Genomic DNA, 25,876 nt, shown 5'->3' on the forward strand with positions numbered 1-25,876 from the left:
ATCGATGCCTACCATCTCTGTGAGTTATATTACAAGGAAGACCTAGAAGCATATCAAAGGAAAAGTATTCAAACATTGAATCTACGTAATCTTAGTAGACAACATGATTCCCTCACGGGAACCTACGTACAGACCAAATTGCAATTTCATACGATCTTAGATCAGGTTTTCCCTGAATATAAAGGAGTATTTGGAAACTTATTTTCAAAGGTTTCTTTAAATACCCTGCTTACTTTTACTACACCTAACGACATAAAAGGAATGAATGTAAGTGAAATTGCAGATAAAATCCATCAATTATGTAGAAATCGGACTGAATCATGGGCAATGAAAAAGGCTGAGGATTTGAAGGCTGCAGCAAGAAGGAACCCATATAGACAAACGTTATATGACAGTCATCTGGTTAGTTTAAAAATGTATATTAACCTTCTTTTAGAATATCAAAAACACCTATCTCAGTTAGAAGCAGAGATAGATGTCACAGCTAAAGAATTTGAAGAATATGATATTATTCGCTCAATTCCTGGAATAGGAGGTAAGATTGCAGCCACAATCATCTCCGAAATTGGGGAAATTGAACGATTTAATAACCCTAAGAAACTTGTAGCCTTTGCCGGAATTGACCCTAGTGTCCATGAGTCTGGCCAATTTAAAGCAAGAATTAATCGTATTACGAAAAGAGGGTCTAGTAGACTCAGACAGATTTTATATACAGCTGTACAATGTGGTTTAATAAACGCTCGTAATCCTAGACTAAAAGAATTCTATGATAGAAAACGCGAAGAAGGAAAACCACATAAAGTTGCGGTCATTGCTTGTGCTAATAAGCTCATACACTGGATTTATGCCTTACTAAAACGCAAAGAAAAATTTACGATATAACCAATTACCATTTTATTTATTATTAAGAATAATCTTCCAATAACATTAAGGGAAGGTTATTTGGTATGCCTCTATTTATCTTAACACAGGTACAAAAATATCTTTAGAGATTATTATTGACATCCTATTAGCTGGTATCGTATTATGAGTTCTGCCAGTAACATTTGTGGTTGTCCTATTTTTAATAGGTATAGTCGGGAACTCGCTATACCATATTCTTGCGCCATATTGTTAAATAACATTAGGTGAATTTAACATATTGTACATTTAATCTCCCATTCTTTTATATTCTGAACATCCCCCTATCAAACACAATCTATCTTTTGTTTACTAAGGCCTTTGCAAATTAGGAATATTATCTAAACTTATAATAGTTTAGCACGATCAAACATGGTACAATTATCCAAATGGAGGTGTGATATGTCTGAAAAAACTAATTATAAAGAAATTAAAGAACTTAACATACAACACCTAGAAAATGCTAAATCTTATGCTTTTATTTTTATTCTAGTTTTCTCTATTGTTACCATTATCTCCCCACTGGGTATACTTGAATCGTTCGGAGATAACGCATTAGCAGCTTTTCTTGTAATGCTTATTTTATTGTTTGGATCAATAACTGTATGGCTTATATCAACAATTGCTTTAGCAAATGTTAAGGAGTAGATTGGGAAGTACAAAATCATTATAATAATGCTCATGTTTACTATTTTTTCTATAAATCAATATCTGTTTGAATATACTAAATCTACTCTTTCTTACATGTATTATAAAAAAGTTATGGACAAAACTATCATTATGGATACTAATTTTTCTTTTTGAATTTATTTCTACCTTTTCACATATACTGAATTAACATTTTTTCTTAAGGTGGTTAGTAAATGAGTTTTGCATATGTTACAAATGCTGATAGTAAAACTGTTTCTGTCATTGATACTGAAACTCACTCCATTATTGCTACCGTTCCCGTAGGAGAAAGACCTTCATTTGTTGCCTTTACTCCTGATTCAAAAATTGCTTATATTATTAATAACTTCTCTAATGGCAGTGTTTCTGTTATCGATGTTAAAACTCACTCCCTTATTGCTACTGTTTCCGTTGGATCTCGTCCAAACTTCGTCTCCTTTACTCCTAATGGAAAGATTGCTTATGTTGTTAATGATGGGACTGTTTCTGTTATTGATGTCAAAACTCACTCAGTCGTTGCTACCGTTCTAATTGGAACCAGCCCCCGTTCTGTTGCGTTTACTCCTGATGGGAAGCTTGCTTATGTTACTAATGTAAGTGGTCCTACTTCTGTCATTGATGTCGACACTCATTCAGTTATCGCTTCTGTTCAAATTCGTTCTGTGTTTATTGCGTTTAGCCCTGATGGGAAAATTGCTTACGTTAATAACCCTGATGATGCGAACACTGTATCCGCAATTGATGTTAAAACCCACTCTGTTATTTCTACTATTTCTGTTGAAGAATTCCCCGTTTTTGTTGCTTTTACCCCTGACGGGAAGCTTGCTTATGTTACTAATAACTTCAATAACTCTGTTTCCGTAATTGAAGTCAAAACTCACTCAGTCGTTGCTACCGTTCAAGTTGGGTCAAATCCTCAGTTTGTAGTATTTACTCCTGATGGGAAACTTGCTTATATCAATAATGAAGGTAACACTATTTCCATTATTGATGTTAAAACCCACTCTGTTATTTCTACTGTTCAAGTTGGAGTAGGCGGAACTCCTCAGCTTGTTGCTTTTACCCCTGATGGGAAGCTTGCTTATGTTGCTCGTACTGAATTTGGAGGTGGTACTGTATCAGTCATTGATATAAAAACTCATTCTAATATTGCTACTGTTTCTGTAGGTCAAACTCCATTATTTGTTGCAGTAACTAGATAACTTAATTGCTATTATGTTTCATTAATTTTACAATCTAATTTTTTGCTATATAATAAATGGTAAGGATTTCTATAACATAAAAAACACATGTTTGGAGCGATTAATATTGGAACTCTTAGCCTATATTGTATTTCCTGTACTTTCGGTGATACCTGTGATCATCATTTACTTGATAGGAGAGTTTTTCAGAAAGAAACGATCCGTTTAAGCTAAGCTTCTTCATGTGAACGCCCTCCATTCTTGGGGCGTTTTTTGCTTTAGTAACCAAAATGCTTATTATGTTTAATTAATTTCTAAAAGTATACTTTTCAAAGAGTAAAGAACTTCATCTAGTATTTTCATCTTTTCGTCCTATCTTTTTAAACTTTGAAGATAGTTTAGAATAATTGTTTTAATAAAACTGATTAATATAAGCCAACCTAATTTCTCCATTTATTTTTATCCTTTCTCTATTCCACTTTGATTAATATTGTGTTTCAATTAAATGTAAGGTTGTTACAATATTTACAAAAGGAGATGAATTAATATATGGATATAACTACTATTGGAACTGCAATTGGAACTAGTTTATTAACTAGTTTTGCTACTTCTAAAGGTAAAGACCCGAGTGCTCCAATACAAACTTTAAACGATCTATGGTATTTAACTTTTGGTAGATTACAATTGTTTACTGAACAAAAAAGAGCTAAGCACGCTGCGTCTTTAGAGGAATATAAAAATAATTTGGTCAAAGAAATCTCATCTATTCCTGATGAAAATCTTATTGAACCGCCTTTAAGTATAGTCGGACCAGCGTTAGAAAATTCTAAATTCTACATTGAAGAAAATGAATTAAGAAACATGTTCGCAAAACTTGTTGCTTCATCAATGGATAACAGAAAATCTACAAAAACACATCATGCCTTTATAGAAATAATTAAACAGTTATCGCCTATAGATGCACAAAACATTGCTTTATTGAAAGATCATAGATATTTACCTATTGCAAATTTTAATCTTAACAACTACGCAAATGATAAAAAACAAAGCCGCTTGGTAATAATTCCTGATGTTTTTCTCAGCAACCCAAATTGTGACGACGTAGAATTATTAAGAAGTTCAATTACTAATATAAAAAGACTTGGTTTAGTGGATACTTATTACGATATTAAACTTAAAAATGAACAATTATATGAAACTTTTGATAATAACCAATATTTAAAATCACTTGGACAGCCATTATTAGATGCAAGACCTGGTGCTGAAACCTTTTTCGAAAAAGGTTTTATAGAATTTAGTTCCTTAGGAAATGATTTTAAGTTTGTTTGTTTGTAATTTTATTGATTTATATTGAAATTATCTTCTTTAAATAAGGAATGATTTCTCCCTAATCTTTTAATACTGTAATAGTAAAAATCTGGACTCACTATTACAGTTATCTTTTTTATCTACGCTATTTATCCCCTCTTTTATTAAACATATTTACTCTTGAGTTTCCTTAATTTTTGAAACATAACATCTGTTTTGGTGGTCATTTATCAGTTGCATGTTTACAGTTCTTACATTTACTAATAACAACTAATTTTGAAAAGAGTTGAAAAAATGGTGAATTGTAATTGTAAAGATGATAAATTACCTAAATGCATCGAAAATCGAGCAGACAATTTAATTAGCTTTACGAATGGTGAAATCATTAGATTACCTGTTTTTATTAAAGATAAAGACGTAAAGGTAAAAATAGATTCTATGGTCGAGATTTTCTTCCAATTAGAAAATCCAGGGACAGGAGGTACAGTAACAAGTGAATTCAACTATATACTTGAACGTTCCTCAATTAATGGCACCTTCACACCCCTTGCAACTATTAGGCCATTTCAAAATTTTAACTTTCCTGATGATAGTTCTGGAGGTTCCATGATTCCAAACCTCACCTGCTTAGATAAGCCAGGGGTTGGCCAACATGTGTACCGTATACGGTTTAATAATTCTCAAGTTGTATTTAGCATTAGCATAATTCCAAACATTCGATTTCGTTCAATAAACGCTACCGTTTTAAGTCACTAGTTTTTAGTAACCACAATAATTCTTGAGTTTATTAACTTGAAAAAATTATATAAAAAGGTAATTAGTCACATCCTGTCGAATTTCAACATAGAGAGGAGGTGACAAAATGCCAAAGAGTTTTCTTGAAAAACGAGATTTAAAAGCCTTAACAACACTTTCCTTATTCAATGCAATTGAAATTGCTAAAAAGGATAAACATATTAGTAATGATGATGGTCTTATTTTCTTTACGTCATTCGGTATTGTTACAGCTGCAAACATTGTTATTAGTCCATTCGAGGATGAAGCTTTAAATAACGAAAACTTTGCTAGGTTTATCATGCAATCATCGAAAGAGCATGCTGCGAAACACCTCGTTGAACATGGTAATGATGATATTCTTGACACTAAAACCGCCTTTATTTTAGAAGATGTCACTATTTCAGCAGGTAACACCACTTCTGATTTGTCGATAATGATTTTATTTTCTGAAGATATTGCTGGTATATCTTTCGGGAATCGACGTTAGTAAAATCACCAGTAACATTTATTGTGTATTTAATGTGAGTCACCGCGCCCACGGTGACTTGTTCTATTTTCTGATTCATGTAATCACTCCTTGTTAATATTTTTTAATAAACACAATACAAAATAAGTCTTATAAGTAAAATTCATTCACGGTTTCTTCCACAAGATCTTAGCTAATTCTTAAATACCCTGTTGGCTGCTTATCCTACGTATAGAACTATAAAAAATCCCCCTCCTATAAAAGAGATGGGATTTAATAAATTTTTTATATAGTCTGTTCAAGCTAGTAAAGTCTGCAAAGTACACCTGCAAGTTATAACCTACTAAATAATTAATCAAAAAAACTTGTTATTCCACAATATGGCCCAATTGTTTAATGTCACCATGTTATTTTCAACATAAAAAACACCCTTTGAAAATGCACATCCAAAGGATAAAAAGGTTTAACTTTTCCAAAACAGTACATCTTTCTTATATAAGGTACATCTTTGTTTCAAAGCTAAAGAAAAAAACTATCAATATATCACGAATTATCTGGATGAACTAATGACACCTCTCAATATTTGAGAGAATAAGAATTACAACTCTTTGCATAATATCTTCTTACATAAATATATTTACTATGTTATATAAAACGGTTTGTTTTATAGTTGAACTACACTCAAATTATTATTTAGATGCAGATCATTTTTTTCAGTTTCTGTCCAATAATTGATATTTGATAATCTATTAATAGATTTACCTATCTCTTTATCACTATCAGCAGTTATTAATCCTGATGCAATCCCATTTAGAAAAAAAGAGTTTATCATTAAAAAATATTAATGAATGTACCTAAAGTAACAGCAACAGTACAACAAGGATTTGTTAATTTCCATCCCTTATTTTGTTAAAAAACCCTAAATATTGTACTCAAATTAAAGGATGCATTAGGGGTTTGAAAAGTTAATTAATTAAGAGTTCTTAAAAATCAACTGTTCAATACTGTCCATTATTTCATACGTAGTTGTAGGTCTTTATATACTTCTTTATGTTCTAGTTCAAAATCTTCCAAGTGTTGTTCAATTTTTCGTTCTAGAATTGTCCAATATCTACTGCCACGTTTCATTTTGTTTTGAACAAAGCCTTTTAAGTTATTCCCTATAGCCTCTTCAATGGTGAAATCTGGAAGAAGGACCCAAGTTAACTCCATATGAAAATTGTAAAGAGGTTTGTCGCTCATTGATAGATATAATGGAGGGTTGGAAGAGCATGCAGAAGTTAATTTAGGAGGAAAATTCATGTAAAATGGTTGTTGGATTTGGAGGTTACCCTTGATAAGCTCTAAATTAGGATATCAGACATTTTCTTTAATTTGATACTCCTAACATTAGCTTCAAGCATAAAGTCTCTTAAACCAAAAATAAGAATCCGTTTTGAAAAAATTGAAAAAAATTAAGCCAATGTCTCCTCAGTTTATGGAAAAATTGACTTAGTTTGCTTTTGTTTGTTGGAGAATCTTTAGTTCAGCTTCCAACTGTATTGGTTACCTTTTTATTCTGGTGATTAAAACCCAAATGTTTTCTCTCCCACTATTCATCTTACTATTTCAGTACGTGAAGATAACTAATTAAGATTGACCATTGCATTCCTCGTGAAATTTTCTTAAATAATCTTCCATAAATACATGCCGTTTTTTTGCAATCTCTTTAGAAATTGGTAAATTCATTCTTTCTTTAAGTAATAGTAATTTTTCATAAAAATGATTAATCGTTGTTGTTTTTGTTTGCTTATATTCTTCAAAGGACTTATGTTTTTTTGGAACAACATTAGGATTATATATTTCTTGTTTAATGTACCCCCCATAAGTAAATGTTCTAGCAATTCCTATAGCCCCAATAGCATCTAATCGATCAGCATCTTGAACGATCTTACCTTCTTTAGTTTTCATAATTGAAGTTGCACCATTTCCTTTGAAAGACATGGTTTTGATAATCGAGCAAACATGAGATATTGTATTATCATCAATATTTAATATATCCATCCATTCTTTTGCCACTTTTGGACCAATAGTGGCATCTCCATTGTTAAACTTCCAGTCTGAGATGTCATGGAGTAAAGTGGCCAATTGAACAACTAGCATATCTACATCTTCATTCTTACTAATAAGTAACGCGTTTTTCCAAACTCTATAAATATGCCACCAATCATGCCCTGAGCCTTCCCCTTCAAGAGTAGATCTTACAAATTTTACTGTTTCTTCAATAACTAATTCTTTTTTCATATAATTTTGACTATCTCCTTTAGCATTATATTACAAGTTTTTCTTTTTTCATTTTTTTACTGTTAATATGTTCATGAAATTTTTGTGCAATAAATCTTTGATCACTATCAAGTAAAGTGTGCATTCCAACAAGCTCCTCTTGTCTCGCCAATTTTTGAATACAGTAGAAAAGTTCTCCATAAACTAATTGAAGATAAGGTCCGAGAATACTTAAATCCCTAAAATTTACAGGTAATCCTTCATTTAACAAGAAGAAATTATTTTTTGACTTATTTGCACAATCCCATATTAGAGGGTGACTATTATTCTTGCAATACTTAGAAATCTGTTTTATATCAAATTCAATATCTCTTGAACTTGCAGAAGCAAGGATAGCTCCATCTTTAAAGTGTTCAAAAATACTCCCACTCAATGATGTTTTTCCAGTAGCACCGATAATAATATCAGCATCTTTAATTAAATCTTCCAATTCTCCTGTTCTATATCCTTCAACACGAGCAGTTAATGAAAGAATTGGATCGATATCAAAAACTGACACAAAAGCCTCTCGTCCCTTTAATGCGATAGAGCATGATTTACCAATCTTACCGTATCCAAGAACAAGACATGATTTTCCTTGTATTAAATCTGTAAATTCTTCACGTAAAATTCTCTCTAATGAATAAATTACAGCATCACCAATCAATGTATCTTCTATATTTTTCAGAGGACTAAAAGCTATTGATAGAATGGGAAGTTGCTGCCGATCATACTTTTTATAACGCCAATGCCCTTGAGCTGTATCTTCAACAATACCTACAACACTACCTAAAGATTTAATTGTATCTAGGTGTGAGGATAAATAACCACCAACTTCTTGTATTACTAACTTTTTGTTGCTGTTACTAATTTCAATTATTTTCTCTAAAGCTATAGTGGAAACATCAGTAATATCGTTGGGAGTTATCACTGGAATACCATGCTTTTTTAGCTTTATTGCAGCGTTTATATCAAGAGAATACGGAATAGCAATGACATATTCCACTGGCCAGATTTTATTTAAATATAGAATATAGTCAACAGAGGTTGGTAGTACATGAGTTATGAGTAGACAGTGTATATTGTTATTATTTCGTTTATATATGTTAATAGAATTAAAGAAATCCTCATGAGTAAACAATGTAATCACCTTTCTAAGTAAGTTTATTAAAGTTTTTATGGATTTAATGTAGTCTTATACAAATCAAAATTAATAATTAAAAAGGATTATTATAAAGAGCTCTATTTTAGAACTTCAGGCTAGAGAAGCATAGTTATTTAATTTGTATAAATTGAACATCTATCATAAACCAACTTTAAAAGAGTGCAAAACATGCTTTTCGAAAACACTCAAAATTACCTTTATGCTCTTTTAAGAATTTATTATGGTTTCTTAGAATAAAATCAACTTCATCTTCAATGTTTCCTATGATTGTTTTATTATGAAAACATGGAACAATTGAACCATCTGAATCTATAATTATAGATTTAGAGGAAAACATACAATTAGGGATTGTATATTGGGTGTTGGAAATTAGAAATTTAGCTAACCTGTAATGAAAACTATTGGATTCATTATTATAGTGATCCTTTATTATTGATAGGAGCTGTTCTTTCTGATCTACTGTTGCAGTATCCCATGACAATAAGTTATGTGAATCCATTAAATTTAAATTTAGGCTAAAACCCATTTCTTCAGAAAAATGAACAATGTCTTCTACGTCAGTTAAATTGTTGGGAGAAATAGTTGTGTTTAACGTAACTTTACTAGCATATCCCAAAGAATGAATTAATTGTAGGGATTTCAGTAATTCGCTATGTTTCCCCCTGAACTTATTTCCATAACTATCGTTAAGACTATCAAGGCTTATACCAAGTTTTACATTATTTTTAAAAATATCTTTCAGAATCTGTTCGGTAAGTAATATACCATTTGTTAAAATTAATATATTTCTTACTTTTTTGGAGATTTCACTTATAAAAGTTAGTAAATCTTTTCTAAGAAGAGGTTCCCCTCCTGTGATTGTCAACCTATCTATCGGGGATTTTACTGTGATATTATCAAAAAACTCGTAAAACTTTGGTAAATCTAAGTCGGCATTATTGATTGAATAAGTATCGTTATTGTAAAAACAATATTTACATTTCAAATTGCATTTTGTTGTTAAAATTAAACCCACATGATTAATCAACTAAAAAATCATCTCCTATGCGTTATCTGTTTATGTCTTTTAAAAAATGTAGTTTTCGGTAGTATATTTTTGAATACCCTGAGCTTTACATGGAGAGGCGAAAAAATTATAAATGTCTCGAAAAGCCTATTCGGTTGCTTTTTTTGAAAAATTTTCAGCTGAGGATCCATGTCAAGCGAAAAATTGTTACTGTATAAACCCTGTATAGAACGAATAAACGTACTGTTGCCTACTTAAATTATTAGTTATAAGTAGTCTCATTTAAAAATTCATTGTTTGTTGATTCTATCCAGTCATGAAAATACACATCTGTTCCTATATTTGCAAAATTATTTAATATATTTTTAAAGATACCAATTGAAATATAGTTTTTATGAAATTTAAATGCTGTTATTATTTTTTTAAGAACATCTTTATCAATAACAGCTTTTCTAAATAAAAAATCAAAAAAAAGAATTCCTTTTCCACAAATTAATCCTAAAAATCCAAAATTATCATTAATATTATAATAATCAGAAATAGGGATATTTTTTGTATACTCAATATTATTTTTATAAAGTTGATAAGAGTATTTTATTTGTTTAGAATAGATAGTCTCACCAAATCTTTCTTTTAGATATAACAATTGAATGAACTCTGTTAAACTTTCAAGAAGTAAAAACCTACCTTTATTATAAAAAATGGTATTAAGGCCGATTTCTTGATGAATTATCTCATGAAACAAATATTTATATAACAAAACAGATGGCTTTGATAATAGCTTAGGATTAAATAGGATCAATCCTTTATAAGAAATTGCATTCACATTTAAGCAATGAGAGTCCATTATCCTTATATTTAATGGTTTCTCGAAAATAGAGTAATAAAAATTCAGAAATTTCCTTATCTCTTCACATATATTCAAATGTGAAAAAACTTTTTTAGTGGATGGTGAAACTATAACCTTTCTATTTTGTATCAAAATGCAAAAATTTGTACAATTGATGTTGTTATCGTTCGAAACAATTACTAAGTCTCTTAGGTCGAATATTTGATATTTTCCATCTTTCGTTTTCACAGCATTTGTAGTGAAGAGGCATTGGGAATTTATGTGTATTTTGATATTATTTAAGTTAGAACATAAAGAAAAATATGGAAAGTGATAAATCCCAGGAGTTATATTTATGTTCGATAATTTTATAGTACTTCCATACTTAATAAATAATTTAGTGAATTTTGTGTTATCACTTATTTTTACAAATTGTCCTTTTTGGTATTGTATAGGGTTTAAGGATTGATCACTATTAATTTCAATAATTTTGTATGATTCATCTAAAAAAAAAATCATTTCTTTAGTTGGGTGTTTAAAAACAATTTCTGTTTGAATATCCATTTTTTGTAAATAATAATTTATCTTAATACTGAAATGACTGATCTCATTGTATAATAAAATATTACTTTTTATGTAAATCACCCCAACATGAAAAGATAGCTTCCCCATCTATAGAAAGTTGAAAGTTATCAATCACTATATCAAAATGATAAGGCTCCTCAAAAATCCCATCCATATTGATATTATTCCCAAAGCCTATATGACAAGTTCCTAAACATTTCTCATAGCTAGACAAAAACTTTAGTTTCCTTACACCTTGATTTGTTCCTATACCAAATTCTGCAAAGGGCACTTTTTTGTTTTTATATTTTCCATAATTAAAAGAAGCAAAGCCATTATTAATAGTTATCTCCGCTTTTTTACTTCCGCATTCTTGGATAATAATGCCCTCTGCTGTAAATGGTTTAGGGGCAAAAAACACCTCTCCTCCTGGAATTTGAAATAAAGATTCATTTTCACTAAATTTGCAATTTTCCACAAAAATCCTTTTACCTTTTTCTTTTTGAAATTTCATATTAGTACCATTAGGGCTTTTTATTTGGAATGAGTCACCATTATCAATTAGGTTTTTTACTTTCTCATTTCTATTTCTTAATTCACTATATTCGATATTAATTGCTTTTAAATGTATATTAACAATATCATTGATATACTTCTTAGGAATATTTAGTGTTGGATCGTCAAAAAGTATTGTAGGAATTCTTAATTCTTCACACCTTTTAATTAATAAATGTAGATTTAAAAAGTCTGATGTTACTATATATAATTGTGTACCTGTAGGCTTTTGATTTAAAACAAACAATAATTTTTTCAGATCGTCTTGGTTAACTATATAATATTCCTCAATATTTACTTTTTTATTCCTTAAGGAGTTAATTAATTTATCAACAAAGATGGATTTTCTTTTCTCTCTCACAAGTAATATTTTATGTGATTTAGTTACTTGATTATCAAATGAACCGAACTTTATGAATTCATTCATGTAATCCCACTCTATTTAATTGAATTTCTTTAGGGCAACTCTTCTTAATATAGTATACTGGTATATTAGACAGTATTAAGAGAAGGCTAGCAAAATACCATATGAATGAGTATCCTATTTTTTGATTAATGTAACCAATTAAGAGGGCCAGGAAAAATCCAGCAAGTGATTGTAGAGCAGTTAATCCGGAATAAAATGTGGCGCGTTTTTGTCCAGGAATATAATCTTGGACCCATGCTCCATACGATGAATGTTGCATACCTAAGCCAAATTCAAAGATTGTTAGACCCACCAAAAAAAAGAATAAGCTAGAATGTAGTCCAACCAATAGAAGTCCCATAGCAGAAAGAACGGTACCAAACACAAGTATTGTTAGAGTAGTAACCTTCTTCTTAGTTAAAAAAGCGGTAAAGAAACTAGCTAAACTAATAACTGCCATAAACAGAACTAGTAATATACCCATGAATTCAATTTCTAAACCAAGCATATTATTTCCATAAACCTGCCAAGTCAATAAGAACCCTAGTAAAGCACCGTGGCTTAATATATTTCTTAATAATATTATGAGCATTGTCTTATTTTTGATGAAATCTAAAGTAGTAATTTTTATTTCCTTAATAATACTTTTTTCTGATCTAGATCCATAGTTATCTTCAAACCTAATGAAAATAACTAATGATAGAGCTATAGCTATTAATCCGCCTAGCACAACAGGTATATAGTTATTTATGCTACTTGATATTGATGCCAAAAGTGCACCAACTACTGAAAAGGCAGTTGCAAAACCAACTATTTTAGGATAGGCAATATCTTTATAATCGAACTTGTTTACTTCATTAAGTTTATCCAGATACCATGCTTGTGGGGATCCTGATATTAAAGATACACCTAGGGACATAATAATTGCTGATATAATAAATAATATGAAACTTGATGATAACCCGAATAAACAAAGACCTAGGCCCCAAGTGAAAAATCCAATTGAAGTTATTTTTTTTCGACCAAATAAATCTGATATATTCCCACTAGGGTAGTCAAATATTGCTAATGATAGCGAAGCTACAGCAAAAATAATACTAATTTGAAAAGGACTAATTCCTTTAAGGCTCATTAGGACAATATATACTGCTCCATACATTTTATCAACCATACTGTAACCAGATAACATAACACCAGTAAATATAGTATATTTTTTATGTAATTCTAATTTTTTCATAATTATACTCCTCTATGTATCTTTCATAATCACAAACTAACTCTATGACACTTTTAGGATTGAGTGTCCTCTTGTTAAAATAACTTTGTACAAAGTAAAACCCTAACATATACGAGATACTTTCTATAGGATATATATAAGCTTGAATGCATGCTTGTTTAATTTCAGATTGACTAAATACAGGAAAATAATTTGATAAAGTTGAAATGATTTTTCTAAAATCAAGATTATTTGAATGTGTATATAATGTAGCCATGGCTAAAAGAATAGCTTTGCTAATTCCCAATTCAAATTCATCAATGAAATTGATATCTTTAAAAATCTTATAAGTAAAAAAATGTTCACAATATTTAGCCCAACCTTCTTCAAATACTGGGTTAAAAAAAATTATGTTTTCTTGATAATTACTCTTGGATTTTAGCGTCCATGAATAGTGATGTCCTGGATAAACTTCATGTATAACTCCTAAAATTGAATTAATATTATTGACTTTATTTTTGTCATATATCATTGCACCTAAGATATGTTCTTTCTGTAAATCCATACATTTCATATATCCAAATTTCCCATGCATATCTACATTAATATTATTTAACTCAGTAATTTGTAAGCTCTTTATGAATGTGTCGTTAACATTAAAATGATTTTTTCCAATCTTTATTAATTGACTTAAAACTTCTTCAGAAGGTGATTTTAAGACTTCATTAAAACTTGTTGAAAAGCTTCTTTTTGTTGGTTGTAAAAAATCAGCTCTTACTGATAAATGAGCTTTTAATTTCTCAAGTAATAATCCAAGGTCTATTGTTAATCCTGATTCAAGATAAATATATGTAGCTAGATTTTCTTCTCCTAAAGGCCTTTTTAATGGTATAGATTCCTGTGATTTGTTTTTTAAAAAAGATGAAAAAGAGTTAATCTCTTTTGTTAATATACTAAGCTCTATTAATGGAATATTGAGGTCTTGTTTAATTTTTTCTAAATTCTTATTAAAATGACTTATATTGAGGATAGCAGTTAAACAATCTAGTTTTGTTAATTTACTATGATTTAAATTCTCCCTTGCAACTTTAAAGAAATCGGGTAAATATTTGATTCTACAGGATATTTGTTCATGGTTTGGGACAGGTGATTGAAATATATTTTCAAAGTTTCTCCAAATAACGGAAATAGTATTCAATGAATTTATTATGTAGAAATTCGGTTTTCTCCATATTTCTAACGCTTCTAATTCAAAAAGCCTCAGCTTTACTGCCCTGTTCAGTTTTCTAAAGCTTCTTGAATCTTTATAACTAATCTCCTCCATTCTCTTTTGCAAATTTTTATAGCAATTTATGGTTTTTAAAATATTTTTTTTTGAATAGATTGTTAAATAACTTCTCTGTATTCCCCAATGAGTAGCAAGGCCAGGGTAAAATTCACTAGAAATCTTAATATATTCATCTCTTAATTTAGAGTAAATCTCCATGTTAATCACTCCAAAGTATAAGAACTTCATTTAATTCCTTGTATGCAAAAGTACATCTTGGATTTTATTTACTCCTAATAAAATCCATAAAACTCTTTCCCAACCAATTCCGATAGTGAAAACTGGTGGAGACCCACTTTTCAATGCGTTAATGTAATAGTTATATTGTTGAGTTTTGTTGCTTCGATTTAACAAGGACAGTGATTCTAAAAAGTCATTTACTACATATTCTTTTTCACTGCCGCTTGCAATTTCAACACCATTAAGGATTAAGTCTATTCCCTTGCTGGAAACAATATTATTATCGTTAGTCGAAGGTATCTTCTTTGTAAAAATATTCTGACCAATATTCATTTGTGAAGGGTCAGTTTCGTTCTCATCTAGAATAAAAGGATAGTTCTCTATCCAACAAAAGTTATATGTATCTATCTGTTTATTTCTACTTAACGATCTAGTAATACTTGAGAAAAAACTAAAAACTATTTCCTTCCGGATTTTAGAATCTACCAATAATGTATATCCTGTTGATTTTACTGATAGTTTTGATAACAGCCTTTGGAACTCATTAATATTTATATCAATTCCTGATAAGATATCAAGTTGCTCCTGTTTGTGTTTAACAACTGCATAATCTGAAAACTCTTTTTTCATTTTTGCAATAATCTTATTTTCTATGGTTTTTGGAAGTTCATAAGGAATTATAAGTGTATTATATTGTTTTAGTTCCTCTCTCGTTGAATAACTAAAAGTTGGTCTCAAAAATTCTTTATATCTTAAATCTGGTTTATCCGATGAATAAAGGAACATGGCGTCATCATAGGAAATACTATCAAAAGGTATAGTTATTTCTTTATTGAAATATTTTTTTATTAAATAGAAGAAAAACCGTTCAATAAATTGTTTTCCTTGCTCATTACTAACAAAAGCCATATTTATAGCTAATTGTGTGAACTCTACTAAATCATCAATTTTATTTTCATTATTTTCCTCTGGTAAACGAAAGCATGGATGAAATTGAAATACCCTTTCAATACCACTAATGACGTTTAAAAGATTTAAAATATTTGGAGATTGAAGCAGCGTATATTCAACTTGATTTGATAGATTATTTAAAACCTTCCACTCTTCAAAACCATACTCTTGTACACTTTCCCATAACAATGGATTTCGAATTTCAATAAAACTTTCTTTAGTAAGAAAATCTCTTACACCACATTCGATTTCATTGATTAATTTAAGTTTTTTTAGAAAATCAAAATCAACTAATTTCTTATAACTCCTTCTACTTTCTTCCTCGCAGGTATTCAAAATCTGTATACTATTAGCTTTAACTTTAAATTCATCTCCACTAGAATATACATCTCCATTTATTTGAACAACATCTCTAACATTGACTGATAAGAACTTCATATCTACTTCTACCAATATTTCTCCTGTAAAGTCCCAAACTACGATTTCATTTATCCGAGATTTCTTGATCCAACCTGCTATTAATATTTCCGAATCTCTATCTGATATATCTTTAATAAGTGTTCTTGTTATTGCCATAAATTACTCCTTCTTAATCTCTAGTAAGAGCCCAAGGTATTATTGTTTTGTAAAATTTACATTTTTCAGGATTTAATTTTTTGTTTCTAACTATTGATTCAAATGTACATGGTCCACCACAAATGTTATATCCAACACATTTAAGACAAGAATCTTTACTGTGATCCTCAAAGTGCCAATTAATATATTCTTCATTAAGTTCAAATTCGTCAAACGGTTGTGTACACCTTTCATCACATTCTACAACACAATTAGAAACTAACCCCTGACTTGTTAGATAAACTCCCCATGAATTTTCTTGTTGTCCATAGGTTAAGTTCATACAAGAGTTGGTTTGTGGAATTTTATTATTCACTGAAAAAACAATATTATTTCCAGGTTGGTTTATTGGTATCTTTTTACTATCACAGTATTCCCATGCTTCCATTATTGCTTTAGCCAATTTTTTCCCATCTATGTCCCAACCTCTCTCATTAGGTTGTGGGGTATTAATGCTGATTTCTGTACACCCTAAATCTTCAACTAAATGTTTAATAATATTTTTAAATATTGGAAGGTTTTCATTTGTTGGTGTAATAATTCCTGACAGATTTCCACCAACATTTTTATAATTTTCCATACCTTGTAATACTGAACTATAACTACCATTTCCATTTGGATATATTCTATTTTTGTCATTTATTTCTTTCCAACCGTCGATACTAAAAACTAGTAATATTCCTGTATCTTTAAAATACTGGGCAATTTCTTCGGTTACTAGAGTCCCATTTGAAACAATTTCTTCGGTGAAACCAGTAATTTTACCACTATTCTTTGCTTCTTGTAACATTTCATGGCCTTTTTTGATTAGATCCATTCTAATAAGAGGTTCTCCACCAAAATATTGAATAATTGGTGAGGCACCTATATTCTGTTCAATAAACCAATTCATCGTATTTACAAATAGATCAGTTTCCATGTTGCCTTTACTTGTATAAATATCATTAACAAAACAATACTTACACCTTAGATTGCATTTTTCAGTTAAAGAGATCCTTAAGTAACCAATTCGATTTTTTCGGGTTCTTTTTGCTATTCTTCGTCTTATTTCTCTTTGCTGTTTCGCATCTTTAAATTCAGTTTCATTTAAGGGTACTATAAATTTGTTATCTTTAAGAGAAACAGCTACTTCACTCTGATAATTTTCTTTTGGCACTTCGTATTGCTTATAAATTTGATAATCCTCTTTTGAAAGTTCAAATAACCCCAATGAATTAGAATTGAATAAAATATAATTATTATTATTATCTTTTTCAAATACATGACTAAATTTCGATTGTCTATATAGCATAAAATTTCTCCTTATAATTTATCTTTTTTAAATACAATGATGGAAAAGAGGGGAGATAAAATAGCCCTCTTTTTCCATAAATAATCAACATTAATTTGTTTCGTTTTCTTCAACTGCAATTGCTTCTAAGAGATCATTTTCAAATTCCTCAAATTCAACATCCATTGTTAAATGACTTCTGGATCTTTTACATGCATCTGCAAAATCTGGTGCTTCAAGTTTAATTTTCTTTTCAATCATTAAGGTCATCTCCATTCTTCAAATAAATAGTAATCTCATTTATAGAATAATATTCTATTTTATGGTGTAACTAGTTAATAATTTCATTTGTTAATTTAGAAAAAATAGTATATTTAGATAATTGTCACAAGATATTTAATTTATAATACTGAATAAACTGAGCTTTTTGATTTCAAATTAATAATAAGTTGAGAAAATAATTGAAAAGTCGGTCAATTAACAACCTTATTTTCCCATATTTTCATAATATTAATTTGTTTCGTTCTCTTCAACTGCAATTGCTTCTAAGAGATCATTTTCAAATTCCTCAAATTCAACATCCATTGTTAAATGACTTCTGGATCTTTTACATGCGTCTGCAAAATCTGGTGCTTCAAGTCTAATTTTCTTTTCAATCATTATGGTCACCTCCATTCTTTATATTTCCCATGTATAGAATAATATTCTATTTTATGAAATAACTAGTTTATAATTTAATATGTAAATATACAGAAAACAATATATTTATAAAATTTTCACAAAATATACAATTTATATTGATATATAAATTGATAGTTTAATTTATTTTGATTTTTCTGATATAAAAAGGTTTGATATATTAAAAATTATAAAAATTACAGTTAAATTACATACTTTGATATATTTACACCCCATATATAGTAAATAATTGATTCATAAAATTATTAAAGCAAACAGTATCTATTGTTTTTGTACAACCCAAAAGACACATTCACCTGAAAAGTTCTTAACTGCATTAGATTCATTAAATAGGTCTTTTCGATAAAATTGTTCAATAACAGTAAAATTTGTTTGCTTTAAGCACTCGTTTATTTCATTTTTATTGGGTATATGAATATATAAATCACGTTTTCCATCATCAGAGGTAATAATTCTGTCACCAAATTCAAAAATTCTCTTATCGTGATTACCATTTTTCCAACGAAGTTTTTCTTTACTCCAAAATTCTTTAAAACACTCTTCAGAATCTCTATCGAATGTAGTAAAGATAAATATACCCTTATCTTTTAGAACTCTATTAATCTCTATAAATGCATTTATACGGTTTTCTTTTAACGGGATTTGCATTATTCCATTAAAAGAAAAAATAGCATAATCAAATAAATCATTTTCAAAAGTTAACTTTGTTGCATCTCCTTGTACAAAATTTAAATTATATCCCTTGTTTTCAGAAATTATAAGAGCTTCATTAACCATATGTGGAGATAAATCAAGTCCCAGAACATTATTAAACCCTAGTTCATATAAACCAATAGTTGTTCTTCCTGTTCCGCAACCAATATCTAGTATTCTCCCTTTCTTGGTAAAGTATTTTTCAGCAACATATTTCTCTGATTGCCATAAGCCTATTCTTTGAGTTGCATCACTATAATAATTTACTGCATTTTCAAAAGATTTTAATATAAAAGATTTGTTTATTTGTACCACTTTATCCCTCCACTGCAATATTATTAATAGAGTATATTCTGATTCTGTTAAAAATAGGAAAAATATTAATTGCTAGCCTTGTTTTAATCTCCTATTTATACACTTGGTTTATAATTTTATACTATAATTTCTTTTCAAGATAAATAATTGTATAAAATACAAAAAATTGTAATATAATTTCATTTTTAACAACAAAAATCGAGGAATGGATGGTTATAAATACAAAAAAATTCATAAAAATGTCAAATATTCAGTATTTTTTTATATATATTAATAATTATTTTTTAAAAAAAATTCATAATTTTCATGAGTGGAGGGAGGAGTTGAGTTGTGGGAATATTAAGTTTATTATTGACATGTTAACACTGGCTGGTGTGAAACTTGTTTACCCATTTGGCGGTTATATAAGATTGCCCATAAACTTCATAACTGGACAGACAATACGCTGTTTCAGAAGATATTATGGAATTATGAAGGCACCCTGCCCCCCTACGATACCCAATGCACGTAGTCATGGAGTTTTCGTGTTAATTCTTCTAAACTTTCATATTGTCTGTCTTTAACAACTTCTGTCTTAATAATCTTAATGTAGCTTCTGCAACTGCATTATCATAGGGGTAGCTCTTCATGCTTAAGGAGCATTTGATAGAGAACGTTTTTAAGGCACCATCAATTAACTGATTTTAAATTCTTTTCTTCTGTCTGTATGAAACAACTGGATAAGATGAAGGTCTTCTTTTATCGAAGCGAGTGCACTATAAACAAGCAATGCATCCTTATTTGATCCTGTACTATATCCAATAATTTCTCGGTTAAAGAGATCAATAAATACACATATGTAATTCCATTTTTCACCAACACTTAAATATACGACAACGGACAACACTTCGTTTCGTGTGAATTCACGGTTTAGTTCATTGGAATACTGATCCTCATTTGGCTTTTCTGAATTGGGTTTAAACTGAGCGACAGTATAATTAAAAACCAGTCCATGTTTTTTCATGACTCTACCAATACGTCTTCTAGAAACAGTTTTCCTAAGTTTCATTAGTTCATTTTTAATTTTGCGTGTCCTATAATTTTGTCGACTATCATGAAAGATTCGGGTAATAAGTGACGTGACATCATCTTCATGAGTTCGTTGTTTCCCTTCATAATAATAAGTGCTCCTTTGGATTTGTAGGACCTGGCATATTGCTGATATCGAGTATTTGTGTTTGTTTTGCTTAATCACATTTACTTTTGTCCTAGTATCAGCGCGGCTTGCTTTAATATATCATTTTCCTTTTCTAATTGTTTGTTTCGTTTACGTAATTCTTGCAGTTCCTTTTGTTCAGGAGTTAGGTTGTCCATCTCTTTGAATGACCTAGAATTTTTAAATTGATTAATCCATTTATCAAGAGAGGAAGGTGTTAAGTCGTATTCTCGAATGATTTAATGCCTCCTTCTATAAACTACTTTCCCATTTGTTGAACCTGTTCAATTAAATTCCATACACTATCTGTTACAAGTAATACCTGATCCTCTTTATTCTCTCCTTCACCGTAAATCATCTGAATCGTTACCTTCGCTTTATAGTCATCTGTATATAGGAAAGTAACGTCTACATATTTCTCCCCTTTAGTAATACCTTGTTCAATTATTGCTATGTCTTCTAGCTTTCCATCTCTGGTCAATTGTTTGATCATATCCATAACAACTTCAATCTTGTTAGGATTATCTACTTCAGACAAATCAGCTGAAAATGTATTCGGTTCAAATACTTTTGAAAAAAAATCAACATCTTCCTGTAGTAATGTTTGTGCGAAAAAAGTAAGTACATGTGGAATATCCCTATGAGCTTTAGCAATATCCAATGCTCCATGATCATGACCTACACTTGTATCGTCCACCCACTTTTCGGATGCTTCTGCTAATTCATGCTGCACTTTTACATTATCTAAAACTTGCCTGTTTTCTTTTACATTTAATTCTTCTCCGATTCTATTCTCCGAATAGAGAACATATCCAACTATTGAGAGAATTACAACCATAAACAGAGAAATTAAAGCGACTACAAACTTTTTCATAGGTTTTATTCACCTCTATAGAAACTATTGAATGGGAAAATTATTATCTATTAATACTAGTAATACCAATTAGAATATCTAGAATGGTACACCGTACAAAACAGGGTCTAAAGCATTGGATTTATTAGAGTTCCAGCTTCCCAGGTGAAGTTCAAAATGAAGATGTATACCTTGAGAATAACCAGTGTTACCCATATTTCCAATTTGTTGTCCTTTTGTTACTATTTGACCTTCTCTAACAAGCCTTCGAGTCATGTGTGCGTAAATTGTTTCATACTGTACTCCATCAATATTATGAGTAATAAATACAACATTCCCATAAGATTTTGAATCATAAGATCTTCTAACCACTCCGTCTGCTACAGCCCAAATTGCAATATGTTGCCCTCCTGAACCAACATCAACTCCGTAATGGTCTGGTCGATGTACAGGCTTAAAACCAGAAGTAATATAACCATTTGTAGGTTTGGTAAAAACACCATCAGATATCTCAGGATCGTCGTTTATAAGAGGTCCGGTAACACCTCCAATATTATCAGATGTTAGAATTCCTTCTGAACTCATCCATTCAGAATAACCCATATCTTCTTTACTAGTGACCTCATACAAATTTTCTATCATTCTCTTTTCATTAATAGAAAAACCTATTGTATCAAGGTAACTATTCAATACTGTAAAATCAACCTCAGATGTAACATTAACGATTTCATGTTTGTAACTTCTTTCTTTTCTATAACCACCATATGATGAGGTTTCGGATGTCCAATTATTCCAATTCCCTTCTACGTCAAACTTTGTCTTTTCATTCCATGTCTCTACATCAACTAAAAATTCTACTTCTTCTGCTCCACTTATTCCACTACTATTTGTACAGCTTATATAAGTACGAGTGGTTGTTGTCACTTGTCTGCATGTTCTTTCTTCCCATTCAACTTTATTTTCAAACGAAGAGTATTTAAATTTAGGTGCTAAAGCGTTAACAACTCCTTTTATAATTTCCTCATCTTCTAAGTCCTTCACATCTTCACTTACAGAATGTATTTGCAAAATACTTCCTACCAATGCATCAGGTATTCGATATTCTGACTCAATAGGTTTATTACTATCGTAGGTGGTTTCTATTTCTTCACCAATTAGTTGGTGAATTCTCGTAAATTCTTCTGGGACCTCTACATCACTATTTTCATCAAAATATCCAAAAGAAAAGGCTGAGGTTAACAAAACCCAAACAGCATAAACCAAAATAACTACACCTATGATCGTGCCAATTGTCGGAAAGCCGACACTACCTATAAAACCAATTATGGCTTTGGCTAAAACCAATATACCTTTAGCGACTGCTTTTGCAGCCGCTTTCCCCGCTTTTTTTAATAGTTTATTACGTTGTTTTTTTAAAGCTTTCTTAGCTTTTTCTTTTGCTATACTAACGGCTATATTTTCTTGTTCATGATTTTGTTGATCCATGGTTAAACACCTATAAATTTAGATCGTTGTTGATCTAATTGCTCACGCTTTAGGTAACGTCTATTCGGACGCAGCGGGATGAGGTCATTTGGATCTTGTCTTGGAGTATATTGAACTTCTTTTTCTTCAGTACTCGTAATTAATTTGGTTACACTCTCAATATGATTTCCTTTTACTAAGCTATTGTCTTTAATGTTATATGTTGTTGAATACCTTTGATTAATCTTTAATGAAGAATCGCCTTTTCCATATGGAGAAACACGATAAGATTGACCACTCTTGTCTTTCATTACTAAATAGCTCTTATCACGTTCAACAATTTGCTCGACCTTATTACTACCATTATTCGTTGCAATTTCAGAGATAGTAAATTGTCTTGAATCCACATTATGATTAAACGGTATATATTCATCAAATTTTGTCTCTTTGAATTTAGTAGCTTTATTTCCAATAAGAGAATTTGGATTAATCGAAGGTTGTCTTGAAACAGTAATTTTACCACCACTTGAATCTATTTTATGGAACTGGTTAGTAGAAACAATTTGGCTATCTTGTATATCTAGATTTTGAAATACCTTCTCTCCCGCCTTGATAAGTGGATCTCCTGTACCAATTTGAGAACCAACTTTTGTATCCCCCTTTGTGTCAGTCATTTGAATGTATGATTGATCATTTGTTACAACCATTTGTAATGCTTCATCAGCTATATAAACCTCATTTTTCCTTGACGCAGGGTTAAAGACCTTTTTGGTTTGAACTTGTGTTGCAATCTCACCTACTTCTAGAGCTTGGTGTTCAGCTGCTTCTTTAAACCTTCCCTTTTGTTCAACTCTTTGGGCTGATTTAAGATATCCAGTTCTTCCCATTACTGTTCCACTCGTATATGCTTGTCTATTACGAGAGTCCTCATGACGCTCAATTGGATCATCTACTTGGTGTTCTACAAAATTATTAAATCCTTGCTTGACGGCTTCCACAGAGCCACTTTTCATTCCAGAAACAGAATTGAAAACAACATTTGAAGAACCAACCATCTCATTTCCTATCGTTTCAGAAAGATACCCTTGTTTAAAGCCAGCTACCGCACCTGTTGCAGCAGCACCTATTTTACTATCTTTAATATCTTCATATAATTCTTTTGCACCTGAATGTTCTACAAACCCTTTTGTAGTACCCTTGATAAATCCTCCAGCTCCTTGAAGTCCAACAGCACCATGCTGAATTATTTTATTTGCATTGCTCAAATCTGCTTTGGCTTTATCTGGAACAATACTTCTAGCGTCCATAAGGTTTTTATCATATTGTTGAGGTTCAATATTGTTCCATTTTTCAAGTGCTTGGTCATTAGTCATCCCATTAGCCATATCTGCGTTCATCTGTTGGGACTTTTGCTTTTCGGTCATTTGACTTGCAACATGTCTAGAAACAGCTTCAGTGTTTACTTTACCGCTTTGACCAATTACCCCACCTCTATCTATTAAACCTTCTAAGTTATCCTGTGCTTCCCTTCTAAATGCATTATGTTGGTTTCTCTTTTCTGCATCCCATACCTTATCAAGTTCATCACCAGCAAAACCTCGACTCTTTATGTCTTGTAATTTCTTTAAACCTCCATTTTCGTCATGAGCCCATTGATCTAACTTATTCTCAGCCATTAGATCAGCTAATTGTCCTTTAGAGACATCGTTTTTCATTTCACTAATACCATCTTTAAGACTTCGTTTTAGTGTTGAGGCAGGTCCATATCCAATTCTTCCTGATACACCTCCTGTAACATCACCAACAATACTACCTGCAGTTGCACCTGCTATAGACCCAGCTGGCCCCATAGGTGATCCAATAAATGACCCTGCAACGCCACCAAACATTTTTCCACCTTTAGACATAATTTCACCAGCCCGCAACATTCGCTCTCCACGTGATGTTGGAGATAAAGCTTCGCCTTGTATACCTGTATTCGAAGAATCAGTAGCTGAACCTTTTTTTCTCTGGTCTAGAGCTTTAGAACCTGCACTTTTTATTGATTCCATAACTCCTTTGTCACCTAATGCTCCTTTTACTGAACCATAAGCTCCTGCAAGGGCGGATAAACCAAACATGGCACCTGTTTTATTCATCGCACCATGCAATGAACCTCCCATTCCTAATAAGCCTTTTATTGCTTCACCAGTAGGGATAAAAATAATCATCATAAGCAAATGCTTCAAGTCTATATCAGAGTCTCCAGAAGCAGTTAGGGTTGAAGAAGTAATTATCCAAAATAAAGCTGCATGAATGGACTGAACAAATGTTATCCCAATTATTTCTTTAAACCACGACAGAGTTATTGATTTTGTCTGAGGGAATAACCAAAGAGTAACAATTAATGGAGATGCTATTACTAATATCATCAAGGATAATGCCCGCATCGCGTAGTACATCATCGCCCAAATTCCAAGTCCAATTTGAACAAATTGAATAAGAATCCAGTATAGAAGATCATCAATTGGGTTTAAATTCGTTCCATTCTCGAGCATTGGTGTATAGTTTTGTTCAAAAAAACTAACAATTGCACCGTTAGCTGTAAAAATCACATCAAATATTGTTCCTAAGTTGGCTAAAAGAAAACCTACGATCAACCAGTCAGTCAAAGACTGAATTACAGCACTTCGATTACTAGGATTTATCCCAGACTTTGATATGTGATAACCTGAATAAATAACTCCAGCAACTAAAAATGTGACTGATATGACTGTAAACATATTCATTCCTGGGGCAATTACTCCAACCATATCGTCTTGTGAAAAAGTAGAGTAAACCATGTTATCATCTTGTAGGCCAAATATGTATTCTTCAAATCCTGATAAAATATCGAAAATCGGACTAAACAGAGTGTTAAATAATGCAGCGATAATAGATGCAATTATTTCTCCTAATCCCTCTAGTGCATTTTCAATCAAATTACTCCCTC

Annotated in this window: 22 protein-coding genes and 1 pseudogene; 6 read left to right on the top strand and 17 right to left on the bottom strand. The window is 30.8% G+C overall.

The window, feature by feature from the left end:
* The 6 genes from JM172_RS22195 to JM172_RS22220 all read left to right on the top strand — a co-directional run.
* On the top strand, positions 1-882 hold an 882-nt coding region (locus JM172_RS22195), incomplete at its 5' end, for an IS110 family RNA-guided transposase (protein WP_214484539.1).
* A 420-nt stretch (positions 883-1,302) separates the two neighbouring features.
* Positions 1,303-1,548 carry a hypothetical protein gene (locus JM172_RS22200; protein ID WP_214484540.1) on the top strand — a complete coding sequence of 82 codons (246 nt, stop codon included), beginning with the start codon at positions 1,303-1,305 and terminating at the stop codon, positions 1,546-1,548.
* Positions 1,549-1,763: 215 nt separating this feature from the next.
* The gene (locus JM172_RS22205) at positions 1,764-2,771 is read left to right on the top strand and encodes a cytochrome D1 domain-containing protein (RefSeq protein WP_214484541.1); all 1,008 of its coding nucleotides are present in this window, start codon (positions 1,764-1,766) and stop codon (positions 2,769-2,771) included.
* 528 nt (positions 2,772-3,299) lie between these two features.
* Positions 3,300-4,085 (top strand): DUF4393 domain-containing protein, encoded by a 786-nt coding sequence (locus tag JM172_RS22210; RefSeq protein WP_214484542.1) that lies wholly within the window; start codon positions 3,300-3,302, stop codon positions 4,083-4,085.
* 267 nt (positions 4,086-4,352) lie between these two features.
* Complete coding sequence (locus tag JM172_RS22215; RefSeq protein ID WP_214484543.1) at positions 4,353-4,814, top strand: hypothetical protein; 462 nt, start codon at positions 4,353-4,355, stop codon at positions 4,812-4,814.
* Between the two features lie 106 nt (positions 4,815-4,920).
* Positions 4,921-5,322 carry a hypothetical protein gene (locus tag JM172_RS22220; RefSeq protein ID WP_214484544.1) on the top strand — a complete coding sequence of 134 codons (402 nt, stop codon included), beginning with the start codon at positions 4,921-4,923 and terminating at the stop codon, positions 5,320-5,322.
* Positions 5,323-6,312: 990 nt separating this feature from the next.
* Here the strand turns inward: JM172_RS22220 and JM172_RS22225 are convergent.
* From JM172_RS22225 to JM172_RS22315, 17 genes and pseudogenes are all read right to left on the bottom strand, one after another.
* Complete coding sequence (locus tag JM172_RS22225) at positions 6,313-6,513, bottom strand: hypothetical protein (RefSeq protein WP_214484545.1); 201 nt, start codon at positions 6,511-6,513, stop codon at positions 6,313-6,315.
* Positions 6,514-6,930: 417 nt separating this feature from the next.
* Positions 6,931-7,584, bottom strand: coding sequence for an HD domain-containing protein (locus tag JM172_RS22230; protein WP_214484546.1), 654 nt, complete (start codon positions 7,582-7,584; stop codon positions 6,931-6,933).
* Positions 7,585-7,609: 25 nt separating this feature from the next.
* Positions 7,610-8,608, bottom strand: a complete 999-nt coding sequence (locus JM172_RS22235) for an NAD(P)-dependent oxidoreductase (RefSeq protein ID WP_214484547.1) — start codon at positions 8,606-8,608, stop codon at positions 7,610-7,612.
* Between the two features lie 310 nt (positions 8,609-8,918).
* Complete coding sequence (locus tag JM172_RS22240; RefSeq protein ID WP_214484548.1) at positions 8,919-9,794, bottom strand: radical SAM protein; 876 nt, start codon at positions 9,792-9,794, stop codon at positions 8,919-8,921.
* 241 nt (positions 9,795-10,035) lie between these two features.
* Positions 10,036-11,166 carry a hypothetical protein gene (locus tag JM172_RS22245; protein ID WP_214484549.1) on the bottom strand — a complete coding sequence of 377 codons (1,131 nt, stop codon included), beginning with the start codon at positions 11,164-11,166 and terminating at the stop codon, positions 10,036-10,038.
* Positions 11,167-11,227: 61 nt separating this feature from the next.
* Positions 11,228-12,148, bottom strand: a complete 921-nt coding sequence (locus JM172_RS22250) for a M29 family metallopeptidase (protein ID WP_214484550.1) — start codon at positions 12,146-12,148, stop codon at positions 11,228-11,230.
* Positions 12,141-13,364: an MFS transporter gene (locus tag JM172_RS22255; protein ID WP_214484551.1), complete on the bottom strand. Its 1,224-nt coding sequence runs from the start codon at positions 13,362-13,364 to the stop codon at positions 12,141-12,143. Before JM172_RS22255 ends, JM172_RS22250 begins: the two co-directional genes overlap by 8 nt.
* Positions 13,342-14,829 carry a DUF885 domain-containing protein gene (locus JM172_RS22260; RefSeq protein WP_214484552.1) on the bottom strand — a complete coding sequence of 496 codons (1,488 nt, stop codon included), beginning with the start codon at positions 14,827-14,829 and terminating at the stop codon, positions 13,342-13,344. Before JM172_RS22260 ends, JM172_RS22255 begins: the two co-directional genes overlap by 23 nt.
* A gap of 30 nt (positions 14,830-14,859) precedes the next feature.
* Entirely contained in the window at positions 14,860-16,377 is a 1,518-nt protein-coding gene (locus JM172_RS22265) for an amino acid--tRNA ligase-related protein (RefSeq protein WP_214484553.1), read from the bottom strand.
* Positions 16,378-16,390: 13 nt separating this feature from the next.
* Positions 16,391-17,707, bottom strand: coding sequence for a radical SAM protein (locus tag JM172_RS22270; RefSeq protein WP_214484554.1), 1,317 nt, complete (start codon positions 17,705-17,707; stop codon positions 16,391-16,393).
* Between the two features lie 90 nt (positions 17,708-17,797).
* Positions 17,798-17,947, bottom strand: coding sequence for a hypothetical protein (locus JM172_RS22275; RefSeq protein WP_214484555.1), 150 nt, complete (start codon positions 17,945-17,947; stop codon positions 17,798-17,800).
* A gap of 249 nt (positions 17,948-18,196) precedes the next feature.
* On the bottom strand, positions 18,197-18,346 hold the full coding sequence (locus JM172_RS22280; protein ID WP_214484556.1) for a hypothetical protein: 150 nt from the start codon (positions 18,344-18,346) through the stop codon (positions 18,197-18,199).
* Between the two features lie 300 nt (positions 18,347-18,646).
* Positions 18,647-19,393, bottom strand: coding sequence for a class I SAM-dependent methyltransferase (locus tag JM172_RS22285; RefSeq protein WP_214484557.1), 747 nt, complete (start codon positions 19,391-19,393; stop codon positions 18,647-18,649).
* Between the two features lie 498 nt (positions 19,394-19,891).
* Positions 19,892-20,827: pseudogene (locus tag JM172_RS24950) on the bottom strand (IS3 family transposase); the annotation flags it as partial.
* Positions 20,828-20,847: 20 nt separating this feature from the next.
* A complete protein-coding gene (locus tag JM172_RS22305) occupies positions 20,848-21,462 on the bottom strand; it encodes a hypothetical protein (protein ID WP_214484559.1) in 615 nt (204 codons plus the stop codon).
* A gap of 78 nt (positions 21,463-21,540) precedes the next feature.
* Positions 21,541-22,926 (bottom strand): M23 family metallopeptidase, encoded by a 1,386-nt coding sequence (locus JM172_RS24955; protein WP_250886840.1) that lies wholly within the window; start codon positions 22,924-22,926, stop codon positions 21,541-21,543.
* A gap of 2 nt (positions 22,927-22,928) precedes the next feature.
* Positions 22,929-25,865, bottom strand: a complete 2,937-nt coding sequence (locus tag JM172_RS22315) for a hypothetical protein (RefSeq protein WP_214484560.1) — start codon at positions 25,863-25,865, stop codon at positions 22,929-22,931.
* Between the last annotated feature and the right edge of the window lie 11 nt (positions 25,866-25,876).

Origin of the sequence: Bacillus sp. SM2101, assembly GCF_018588585.1 — a bacterium.
Taxonomy (GTDB): domain Bacteria; phylum Bacillota; class Bacilli; order Bacillales; family SM2101; genus Nanhaiella; species Nanhaiella sioensis.